This window comes from Pyxidicoccus trucidator (assembly GCF_010894435.1).
Taxonomy (GTDB): Bacteria; Myxococcota; Myxococcia; order Myxococcales; family Myxococcaceae; genus Myxococcus; species Myxococcus trucidator.
Genome location: NZ_JAAIXZ010000019.1, coordinates 232,577 through 242,819, shown reverse-complemented (window position 1 = coordinate 242,819; position 10,243 = coordinate 232,577). Strand labels below are relative to the sequence as shown.

Below are 10,243 nucleotides of genomic sequence, written 5' to 3'. Positions count from 1 at the left end.
GGCTCGACGCTCTTGCGCTCCCCGTCTCCCAGCAGGCCCATGGCATAGAGGGCGAACGAGCCACGCCGGCTCTCCTCGCCGAGCACGTCGCCGATTCGCTGGAAGTACCTCTCAAGCCGCTGCACGGCAGCGGCATTCATGATGGAGTCCATACCTACTTCATGAGTAGGACGCCGGGCGCACAACGCAATGGTAGCCAAGGGCGCGCAGCCCTCAGTCGCTCGCTCCCCCGCATACCCCTAACGCAGTAGTGCTAGTCGCGGCGCCTTCGCTTCCGAGCGTCTCCCTGACCGCCTGCCCTCCATGAGAGAGGGCGGGCGGTTTTCTCGTCATTCGTACCGTCGTGAAGGCCCCGGCCCATCTTCCGTCTGGGACACGCCGTGCTCGTGCGTGGGAGGTGGGGATGCGCTGGACGACTATCACCCTGAGAACCTGCTGGACGCTGCTGCTGCTCGCGGCGGCTCCGGCCCTGGCGCAGCCGCCGCCAGACACGGACGTGGGCATCGGCGCGCAGGTGCGGCCAGACCTGTCCTTCGCGCTGCGGGAGCCCCAGCGCGTCTTCCATGTCTCCACGGAAGGCAATGACGGCAACCCCGGAACGGAGGCGCAGCCGTGGCGGACGCTCCGCCATGCCGTGTCCCGTCTGCGCCCGGGGGACGCGGCGTGGGTGCATGACGGGACGTATCGGGAGCGGGTGGACATCGGCGGCATTGCGAGAGATGGCGAGCCCGAGGCGCCCATCCAGCTCCTGGCGGCTCCCGGCGCGAAGCCCGTGCTGCGTGGAGGCGACGGGAAGACGGGCCCCATGCTGCGCATCGCCCGGAGCTACTGGGTGGTGGACGGCTTCGACATCCAGGCGGCGGGCTCGGAGGCGCACGGCATCCGCTTCCAGGGTGCGCGGCATGTCGTCGTGCGGAGCAGCCGGGTGTCGGGTGGCCAGGGGCCGGCCGCGGTGACGTTCTACGGCGGCGCGGCGGACATCGGCTTCCTGCGCAACAAGGTGCATGACTATCGGTGGGGCGCGTCGAAGGACAGCCACGGTCTGCTCGTGCAGCCGGACAGCGCGCGCATCCTCATCCAGGGCAACGAGGCCTGGGGCAACGGCGGTGACTCGTTCCAGTGCCAGGGGCCGGACACCACGCCGGGCACGAACATCCCCATCGACATCACCGTGGAGGGCAACCGCTTCCACGAGGACCGGGAGAACGCCGTCGACATCAAGACGTGTGACCGCGTCACCATCCGGGGCAACAAGTTCTACGGCTACCGCCCGGCCAGCACCGCGCCGCAGGGCGCCGCGATGGTGGTGCACTACTCCGCGCGCCGCATCCTCATCGAGGGCAACCGCGTGTGGAACAGCGGGCGCGGGTTGTCGCTCGGCGGCAACCTCATCTGGGACGTGCCCGTCACGGACGTCATCGTGCGGCGCAACCTGGTGTTCAACGGCACCACGGAGAAGGGGGGCAGCGGGGACGGGCTGCGCGTGGGCACCAGCCGGCGCGTGCGGCTGTACCACAACACCCTGGCGTCCCTGCCGGTGGGGGGTCTCAAGCTTGGCGACGGAGACCATGGCCCCGCGGAGGGGCTGCGCGTCATGGGCAACATCGTCCACGACACGCCGCGCGCGTTCGACGTGAAGTGGGCGGGGCTGAAGGGGTTGGTGTCGGACCGCAACCTGACGTTCCGGCCGGGCGTGGCCATCACCTTCCGGGTGGACGGGCAGGACACGACGCTGGAGGGCTGGCGCAGGCGCAGCGGGCAGGATGCGCTCAGCCGCGTCGCGGACCCGCGCTTCGTGGAGGACCCGCTCAACAATGACTACTTCACGCTCGCCAACTCCCCCGCGCGCAATGGTGGGGACCCGGGGCTCCCGGGCAACGGGGTGTTCTGCGGCGTGGGTCCCGACCTGGGGTTCCTGGAGTCGTGCGTCGGTGAGCCTCCGCCCGCGGTGACGCTGCGGCTCCGGACGCCCGTGGGGACGACTCGCTCCGGGAGGAGGCCGCAGCCGGGGCCGCGTCCTCCGTGACGTGGGACGCGGACCTCATCGTGGCGGGGTGACGCGCGCCTGCCCCGGCTCCAGCAGCGCGAAGCTCGTAGAGCTGGCGCTGGCCGGCGAGGGCACTGGCGCTCCCCGCCCTACTTCTTCTTCTCGGAGGTTTCGTCCTCCCTCGGGGCCAGGTTCAGCGAGACGGCCTGCCGCTGGGGAGGGATGAACGGCTCGGGACGCGGGACGGGGCGGGTGTAGAGCTTGTCGTTGCCTGCCCTGTAGTCCCGGCCCTGCTGCTGCAGGGCGAAGCGGTCGCGGTCTCTCTGGCGGACGTCCTCCTCCACCGTCGCCACGCGCTCCGGCGGCAGCCTCAGTCCCACCAGCGCGGCGCGCCCGAAGGCGATGGCGCTCTCGAAGGTCTCCCGGAGCTGGTAGTGCGCGCCGTGCTCCAGCAGCTCCAGCGCGTGCACGCGGTCAAACGCGCGCGCGTACACCGGCGTGAGGGGGAACGTCGTGCGGCACAGCTCCACGATGCGGGACGCGGACTCCTTCTTCTCCACGCACACGCAGATGAGCCGGGCCCGCTCCGCGCCCGCCGCGCGCAGCACGTCCAGCCGCGTGCCGTCGCCGAAGTAGACCCGGAAGCCGAAGCGCTCGGCGGCTTCAATCATCTCCACGTCGTTGTCGATGGCGGTGACGTCCACGCCCTCGGCGAGCAGCAGCTGGCTGGCCACCTGGCCGAAGCGCCCGAAGCCAATCATGAGCACGGAGCCGCGCACCCCCTCGAAGGTCTCCTTGCGCTCGGGTCTCGCGCGCGTGCGGGCGAGCCGTGGGGCGAGCACGGCCAGCAGCGGCGTGAGCGCCATGGTGAGCGTCACGAGCGCGACGAGCAGCGTGGCCTGCTCCTGCGCCATGACTCCGGCCGACACCGCGGTGGCGAAGAGGACGAAGCCGAACTCGCCGCCCTGGGGCAGGAGCAGCGCGGTGCGCATGGACACCTCGTGGTCGCTCCGGAGCAGCCGCATCAACCCATACACCACCCCCGTCTTGATGACGGTGACGGTGACGAGGGCCCCGAGCAGCAGGGGCCAGTGCCGCGCGATGACCCTCAGCTCCACCGTCATGCCCACGGTGATGAAGAAGAGGCCGAGCAGCAGGCCCCGGAAGGGCTCGATGTCGGCCTCCAGCTCGTGCCGGTAGCTCGACTCCGCGAGCAGCACGCCCGCGAGGAATGCGCCGAGCGCCGCGGACAGCCCGACGTACGTCATCACCGTGGCCGCCGCGACGACGACGAGCAGGGCGGCGGCCGTCATCACCTCATGGGCGCCCGCGCTCGCGAGCACCCGGAAGAAGGGGCTGAGCAGGTAGCGGCCCGTGAGCACCACCGCGACGACGCCGCCCACCATCTTCGCCGCGGACAGCCACGCCGGCTCTCCTCCCGCCGAGTCCTGCGGGGACAGCAGCGCCACCAGCGCGAGCAGCGGGACGATGGCCAGGTCCTGCAACAGCAGGATGGCGAACGCCTTCTGCCCGTGGGGCTGCTGCACCTCCCCGCGCTCGCCCAGCAGCTGCATGACGAGCGCCGTGGACGACAGCGACAGGCCCAGCCCCGCGATGAGTGAGGCCTGCCACGGGCGCCCCACCACGAGGAGCGGATAGAGCATGGTGAGCAGGCCGGTGAGGACGACCTGCGCCGTGCCGAGCACGAAGATGTCGCGGCGCATGGCCCACAGCCGCGACAGGTTGAGCTCCAGGCCGATGACGAAGAGGAAGAGCACGACGCCGAACTCCGCGACGTGCATCACCGAGGCGGACTCGGAGAAGAGTCCGAGCCCGAACGGACCGATGACCAGGCCCGCGGCCAGGTAGCCCAGGATGGAGCCGAGGCGCAGCTTGCGGAACAGCGGCACGGCCACGACGGCCGCGCCCAGGAAGATGAGCGCCTGGAAGTGGAGGGGGTCCTCGGAGCTGGCGGCCATGGGAGCACCTGGGGGAGGCGGACGGCCTGCCCTCCTAGCTCAGCGCGTGCCCGCGCGATAGGCGTCCCGGTAAGTGCACCTGGACTCCCGGGCAGGGGTGCGCGGGGCCTGTCGGCGCTATGCTCGGGTCGTCACACCGGAGGTTCCTTCCATGTCCAGAGCCCGAGCCGCCGTGCTCGCGCTGGCGCTGCTGGGCGCGCCGGCCCTCGCCGCATCGCCGAAGGCGGAGGGCAAGCGCGTCACCGTCGACATCGTCCGCGCGGACATCCACGACGTGCTGCGCATGCTCGCGGACCTGGGCCGGCTGAACCTGGTGGTGGATGACGAGGTGCAGGGCACGGTGACGCTGCGGCTGCGCAACGTGCCGTGGGGGCAGGCGCTGGAGACGGTGCTCTCCTCGCACGGCCTGGGACGTGAGCTGCAGGGCAACGTGATGCGGGTGGCGCCCCTCCGCAAGCTCAAGGACGAGGCCGAGCTGCGCGTGAAGCTGAAGCAGGCGCGCCAGGAAGAGGCCCCGCTGCGCACGTACTTCGTCCCGGTGAATCACGCGCTCGCGTCGGACCTGGTGCCGCATGTGAAGGCCCAGCTCTCTCCGCGCGGGAGCGTCAGCGTGGATGCGCGCACCAACACGCTCATCATCACCGACGTGGAGCCGGTGGCGGTGCCCTGACGCGGGGCCGTCCCTCCCTGTTCCACCCTCGGGGTGGATGCGTGCCACGGCTCGGCTCCTGGTCTGTCGTCCCGGCGCCCAGGGGTGAGGCGGTGCCTGCCGCCCTCGCGGTGCCCACGCTCATGGGGAGAAGGAGCCACGGAAAGGGAGGCCCAACATGGCGAACGAGCGCGAGGGGCAGGAGCAGGAGCGACGGGGTGCTGCCCCGGACCTGCGCGCGCAGCGGAGCGAGTCCCGCACCACGCAGACGTATGTCCTCTTCCTGAGGGACCTGGAGTCGAAGGCGAACATCGGCCGCGAGCGGGCCGAGCAGGCGGCGCAGTCCGTGCTGTGCCTGCTCGAACAGCGCCTCATGAACGACGAGGTGAAGCACCTGGAGGCCCAGCTTCCACACAAGGTGCGTGACCTGCTGCAGCGGTGCCCACGGCACCAGGGCACGGCGCCACGCAAGTTCAAGCTGGAGCAGTTCCTCACCATGGTGTCCGAGGACCTGGACACCACTCCGAATGAAGCGGAGCGACTCAGCCGCGCCGTCTTCGCCACGGTGCGCGACCACATCTCCGAGGGTGAGGCCGAGGACGTCATGGGCCAGCTCCCCGCGGACCTGCGCGCGTTGTGGGCGCGCGAGGCCTGAGCCCCACCGTCCCACGACGGAGGACCGCAACCCCCAACCGAAGGAAGGAGCCTCCCGATGAAGTCAGTGAAGGATGTGATGACGAAGGACGTGGAAATCATCAACCCCAACAGCTCACTCAAGGACGCCGCGGAGAAGATGCGCACGCTGAACGTGGGCCCGCTGCCCGTGTGTGACAACGACAAGCTCACGGGCATCATCACCGACCGGGACATCGTCGTGCGGGCGGTATCGCAGGGCATGGACCCCGCCAAGACGCCCGTGTCGAAGGCGATGACCGACCAGGTGGAATACGTCTACGAGGACGAAGACATCTCCAAGGTCTCGCGCAAGATGAAGGACGAGCAGATCCGCCGCCTCCTCGTGGTCAATCGCGAGAAGCGGCTGGTGGGCATCATCTCGCTGGGGGACATCTCGGAGGCCATGGACGCCCAGGAGGCCGGCGAGACGCTGGAGTCCATCTCCGAGCCGTCGCATCCCTCCACCCACTGACGCGGCTGGACGGGAGCGCTCGCATGGCGCTCCCTCCGCGCGCCCTATCTCGCCAGCATGGACGTGGCCAGTCGCCGCACCCGCTCGGACGTGTCGTTGTCGGCCACGTCCCGCAGCAGCGCCGTCGCCACTTCGTCCACGGCCTTCCAGCTGCCCAGCGCGCGCACCACCTCCATGCGCACCTGCTCGCTCGAATCCGCGCGCAGCGCCGTGGCCATCGCCCGCAGGTGCGGGCCGGACACCCGCTGGGAGATGGCCGCCACCGCTTGTGTCCGGACACGCGGGCTCGGGTCTCCGAGCAGCACCTGGTCCAGCAGTGCGTCCGCCTCCGCCCCCGGAATCGAGCGGAGCGCTTCCGTGGCTGTCCCTCGCACCATGGGCGCGGGATGCAGGAGCGCGGACCTCGCGTAGGCCAGTCCGCGCTGCGAGCCCGCGTTGGCCAGCGTCTTCAGGCAGACGACGAGCTCCACGCGCCGCGACTGGCAGCGCCCCAGCATCCCCTCCAGCAGCGCGCGGCTGCGTCCCGGCTCTCTCGGCTCCAGCTCCTTCACCAGCGAGCCCATCGCCTGCGCCGCCAGGTTTCGCACCTCGAGGATTGGAGTCTCCTCCACCACGCGGTCCAGGGCCTCGGCGAGCTCGACGGTGGGGCGCTCCTGCCGTGCCGCCACCCGCGCCGCGTTGGCCAGCGTCTCCGGCCGTGTGCGCGCGTCCTCCAGCACCGAGGCCAGCGCTCGCTGGGACTCGGGAGTGCCCGCGTTCCCCAGCGCTTCCACCAGCAGCTCCGCCAGTGCCGCGCCGGACTCGCCCTGCCGCACCCGCTGGGCCGCGTGTTCCGCCTCGGACGGCTCCAGACGGAACAGCGCCGCCAGCCTCTCACGGGTCGAGTCCCGCGCTCGTGGCTCGCGAGCCAGCAGCTTCAGCAGCGCGTCCAGCGTCGCCCCATCGACGAGCTTCCCGTCCACCGAGGACGTGGTGCGCTCCATGGGCGCCGTCAGTCGCTCCGCCCGCAGTGTGGACCGCACTGACCGGAAGTCGCTCAGCGACAGAGGCTGGTGGTCCACGCTCACGCTCGTCAGCGCCACCCGCGTCTCCGCGCGCACCTGGGGGCGTCCCGTCCCCTCGCCTCCCGTCTCCACCACGTCCGAGCCCGCCGCCTCCTTCACGTGGCCGTCCGCGAAGAGCGTGAAGGCCAGGTGCCCCTTCAGGCGGGGTACGGGCGCCGGAGTGCGCGAGCCAGGAGCCGCCACCCGCAGGTAGCGCCGCTTCGTCTTCGTGTACGAGTTCGCGCTGCCCCCAGCGAGGTACTCCGACTCGAAGTCACCCGTGGTGTCCGTCTCCTCGGTGCTCCACTGGGCGCCCTCCTCCGCCACGAACTGCATCGCCGCCAGCAGCGAGCGCACGAAGCGCCGCGTCGGTCCGTCCTGCGCCGGGTCGAAGTGCACCGCCAGCACCCTGCCCCGAGCGTCCTGCGCCACGTACACGGGGCGCTCGAACATGGCCTGGAGTCCTCTCCGGGCCTCGGCGCTCATCACCACCGGCGTCTCCTCCGTCTCCGCCTCCACCCGCAAGGGGACGAGCTGCCCCTGGAACAGGTGGTGTCCGCCCTCGCTCCCCAGGTACGTGAGGGCGAGCTCGCCACCCCAGCCGGTGTGCACTGTCTTCCGGCCCGTCTCCGTGTCCTCGGTCGTCCGCGTGTCCAGGTCGAACGTGTAGCGGTGGCGCTGGCCCGGGGTGAGCACGCGCTGCGTGCCCTTCACTCCCTGCCGGACGACTCCTTCACCCGGAGGCACTCGGAGTCGTGGTGTCCCTGGAGTGGAAGGCCCTGTGAGTCCGTTCGTTCCGTCACTCGCGCGCCAAATGCCCCCGGCCGCCAGGATGGCGAGCAACAACAGCAGGTTCTTCGCGCGAGGGGTCACGACACACGGAATACGTGCGCCCGATACATTCCTGGTCGTACCTGCCCCGCATCCGGGTGACGGAGGGAGTAGGGCCTTCCGGACTCTGAGGGGAACCCGTTACACCGGACGTGCTGCGTCATGGCCCGGCGCTTCGGGTGCGGAGGCTCAGCTCCCGCCGAGCTTCAGCTCCAACTCAGCCAGCTCGCGCTGCACGACCGTGTCGGTGTCGCGGAGGCCCTCCACCTTGCGCACGGCGGAGATGACGGTGGAGTGGTCCTTGCCGAAGCGCGCGCCAATCTCCGGGAAGGAGCTCTTCGTCAGCTTGCGGCTGAGGTACATGGCCACCTGCCGCGCGTGGGCCAGGGCCTTGTGACGCCGGTCCTCCTTCAGCGCCTCCACCGTCACCTTGTAGAAGCGGGCGACTTCACGCTGGATGGCCTCGATGTCCACCGAGCGCTGCGCCGGAAGGATGTCGCGCAGCACTTCCGACGCGAACTCCTCCGTCACCTGCTGGCGCGTCAGGCTGTGCACCGCCGACAGCTTCACCAGCGCACCCTCCAGCTCGCGCACGTTCTTCTGGATGTGCTTGGCGATGAAGTGCGCCACCGAGTCCGGCAGGTCCAGCCCCTCCGCCACCGCCTTCTTCTGGAGGATGGCCACCCGCGTCTCATAGGAGGGCTCGCGGATGTCCGTCAGCAACCCCATGGTGAAGCGGCTGCGCAGCCGCTCCTCCAGGCCGGGAATCTCCGCCGGCACCGTGTCGCTGGTGAGGACAATCGCCTTGCCCATCTCGTAGAGCGTGTTGAAGGTGTAGAAGAACTCCTTCTGCGTCTCCTCGCGCTTGCCGAGGAACTGGATGTCGTCGATGAGGAGCACGTCGCACTCCTCACGGAACTTCCGCCGGAAGTCCCCCATCCGGTGCTCGCGGACGCTCTCCACGTACTCGTTGGTGAACTGCTCGCTGGAGAGGAAGACGACGCGCTGCGACGGGTCCCTCTCCCAGATGTGGTTGCCCACCGCCTGGAGCAGGTGCGTCTTCCCCAGGCCCGTGCCGCCATAGATGTAGAGCGGGTTGTAGGCGTGGCCCGGCTTGTCGGACACCGCCATGGCCGCGGCGGCGGGGAGCTGGTTGCTGTCCGCCACCACGAAGGTGTCGAAGGTGAAGCGCGAGTTCAGCCGCCCCGGGCGCGTCGAGCTCGCCTTGACTGTCGGTGTGGGTGGGAAGTGGGGGTCGGGCTCCAGACCCTCCACCACCTCATAGGCGATGGTGACGAGCCCCTCGCCCTGCCGCGCCAGCTGTGCATCCAGCATGGGGCGGTAGTGATCATCCACCCAGTCACGGAAGAAGCGGTCCGGGACGCCCATGACGAGGGCCCCCTCGCGGATCTCCAGCGGGCGCATCCGCTCCAGCCACCTCAGGGCATAGTCGAACTTGTCCCGGCGGATCTGTTCGAGCATCCGAGTCCAGATAATTCCGGCACTTGGAAGCGGAGATGTAGCGTGAGCGAGGGCGTTCAAGTGTGTCTCGACCGTGCAAAGCGGGGGGCCTGCGAGCGTTCGGCCGTGCTAACAGACGCTCACAAGTCGATCAAGGAACCGGCCCAACGCGGCGGATCTCCACGTGCTTTTCCGGACGTGGGTGATCGGCAACGGGCATGCCGACCCGCCACGGTAGTAGCCACTCACGCCCCTCCCCCCAAGCGCTGGGGGGCGGATCATCCACCCGGACTCGCGGTACGGGTCGCAAAAGGACCAGGCCCCCGCTGTCTCCCCGCCCGCCCCCCGGGTCGGCGGGCCTGGAAGGCCACAACGTCCTTTCACCCCGAAGCGTGTTCCTGCGTGTTCCGGGGCAAGCCGAGCACCGATTCCGGGCCAAGGTGAGCAACGACTCCGGAGCATGGTGAGCAGCCATTCCGGGGGTGCCGAGCAGGCATTCCGGGCATTTCGAGCACCGATTCCGGGGATGCCGAGCAGGCATTTCGGTGAAGCCGAGCACCCGGCGGATGAGGTGGGCTACACCTCCGTGAACTTCGCGCCCGTGAGCTTCGCGCGCTCCAGGGCCGCCTTGATGTCCTCGGAAACGATGAGGGCAACATCCCAGCCCCAGGTGCGGAACACCTTGGCGCCGCCCACCTTGGTGCGGTCGATTCGCATGCCAGCCACGGAGCGATACTTGCCGAGCTTGTCCGGCCGCTCGTCCTCCGGCTTCCAGTACAGCACCTCGCGGGACGCCTTGTCGTCGATGCAGCGGACGAGCTTCGTGGCCACGAGGATGAGGTACTGGTCCGGATGGCCCTTGAGGTCCACGGGGATGAGCTGCACGTCGTTGGGAGCCAGCTCCGCGAAGATGGACGCCACCCTGACGTGGACGATGGGAGTTGCGCCCACGCCCGCCGTGGAGAAGTCCAACGGTCTGCCTGGCTCGTCGATGGGGATGGTCAGATGACCTTCGGCCCGGATGGGTCGCCCGGTCGTATACACCCAGGGGTCTTCCACCTCCTGGCCGCGTTCGTCCAGGGGGTCCCCCAAGTACCAGTATCCAGCTCGGACGTTTTCGGCGAGTTCGAAGAACCGAGGCGGCAT

The 10,243-nt window shown here is 69.7% G+C and carries 8 protein-coding genes and 1 pseudogene; 4 read left to right on the top strand and 5 right to left on the bottom strand.

The genetic code is table 11. The annotated features are described in order from the left end of the window. Positions 1 to 140, bottom strand: a pseudogene (locus G4D85_RS50900) (IS701 family transposase); the annotation flags it as partial. Between the two features lie 263 nt (positions 141 to 403). On the opposite strand from G4D85_RS50900, the gene G4D85_RS39020 reads away from it, so the two are divergent. Further along, a complete protein-coding gene (locus G4D85_RS39020) occupies positions 404 to 2,026 on the top strand; it encodes a right-handed parallel beta-helix repeat-containing protein (protein WP_164019273.1) in 1,623 nt (540 codons plus the stop codon). A 110-nt stretch (positions 2,027 to 2,136) separates the two neighbouring features. Here the strand turns inward: G4D85_RS39020 and G4D85_RS39015 are convergent, their stop codons facing one another. Further along, positions 2,137 to 3,966 (bottom strand): monovalent cation:proton antiporter-2 (CPA2) family protein, encoded by a 1,830-nt coding sequence (locus G4D85_RS39015; protein WP_164019272.1) that lies wholly within the window; start codon positions 3,964 to 3,966, stop codon positions 2,137 to 2,139. A gap of 151 nt (positions 3,967 to 4,117) precedes the next feature. Here G4D85_RS39015 and G4D85_RS39010 point away from each other — a divergent pair, with 151 nt between their 5' ends. From G4D85_RS39010 to G4D85_RS39000, 3 genes are all read left to right on the top strand, one after another. After that, positions 4,118 to 4,636, top strand: a complete 519-nt coding sequence (locus G4D85_RS39010; RefSeq protein WP_164019270.1) for a secretin and TonB N-terminal domain-containing protein — start codon at positions 4,118 to 4,120, stop codon at positions 4,634 to 4,636. A gap of 157 nt (positions 4,637 to 4,793) precedes the next feature. Beyond that, positions 4,794 to 5,270, top strand: a complete 477-nt coding sequence (locus G4D85_RS39005) for a DUF2267 domain-containing protein (protein WP_164019268.1) — start codon at positions 4,794 to 4,796, stop codon at positions 5,268 to 5,270. 57 nt (positions 5,271 to 5,327) lie between these two features. Further along, a complete protein-coding gene (locus G4D85_RS39000; protein ID WP_164019266.1) occupies positions 5,328 to 5,762 on the top strand; it encodes a CBS domain-containing protein in 435 nt (144 codons plus the stop codon). 44 nt (positions 5,763 to 5,806) lie between these two features. Here G4D85_RS39000 and G4D85_RS38995 read toward each other — a convergent pair whose 3' ends face one another. From G4D85_RS38995 to G4D85_RS38985, 3 genes are all read right to left on the bottom strand, one after another. Then, positions 5,807 to 7,519: a HEAT repeat domain-containing protein gene (locus G4D85_RS38995; RefSeq protein ID WP_240359763.1), complete on the bottom strand. Its 1,713-nt coding sequence runs from the start codon at positions 7,517 to 7,519 to the stop codon at positions 5,807 to 5,809. A gap of 306 nt (positions 7,520 to 7,825) precedes the next feature. Further along, a complete protein-coding gene (gene dnaA, locus G4D85_RS38990; RefSeq protein WP_164019265.1) occupies positions 7,826 to 9,178 on the bottom strand; it encodes a chromosomal replication initiator protein DnaA in 1,353 nt (450 codons plus the stop codon). A 495-nt stretch (positions 9,179 to 9,673) separates the two neighbouring features. Further along, a complete protein-coding gene (locus G4D85_RS38985) occupies positions 9,674 to 10,243 on the bottom strand; it encodes an imm11 family protein (RefSeq protein ID WP_164019263.1) in 570 nt (189 codons plus the stop codon).

Coding starts and splice junctions, on each gene's coding strand:
- G4D85_RS39020 (WP_164019273.1), top strand. CDS start 404: ATGCGCTGGACGACTATCACCCTGAGAACCTGCTGGACGCTGCTGCTG.
- G4D85_RS39000 (WP_164019266.1), top strand. CDS start 5,328: ATGAAGTCAGTGAAGGATGTGATGACGAAGGACGTGGAAATCATCAAC.
- G4D85_RS39010 (WP_164019270.1), top strand. CDS start 4,118: ATGTCCAGAGCCCGAGCCGCCGTGCTCGCGCTGGCGCTGCTGGGCGCG.
- G4D85_RS39005 (WP_164019268.1), top strand. CDS start 4,794: ATGGCGAACGAGCGCGAGGGGCAGGAGCAGGAGCGACGGGGTGCTGCC.
- G4D85_RS38985 (WP_164019263.1), bottom strand. CDS start 10,243: ATGCCGCCTCGGTTCTTCGAACTCGCCGAAAACGTCCGAGCTGGATAC.
- G4D85_RS39015 (WP_164019272.1), bottom strand. CDS start 3,966: ATGGCCGCCAGCTCCGAGGACCCCCTCCACTTCCAGGCGCTCATCTTC.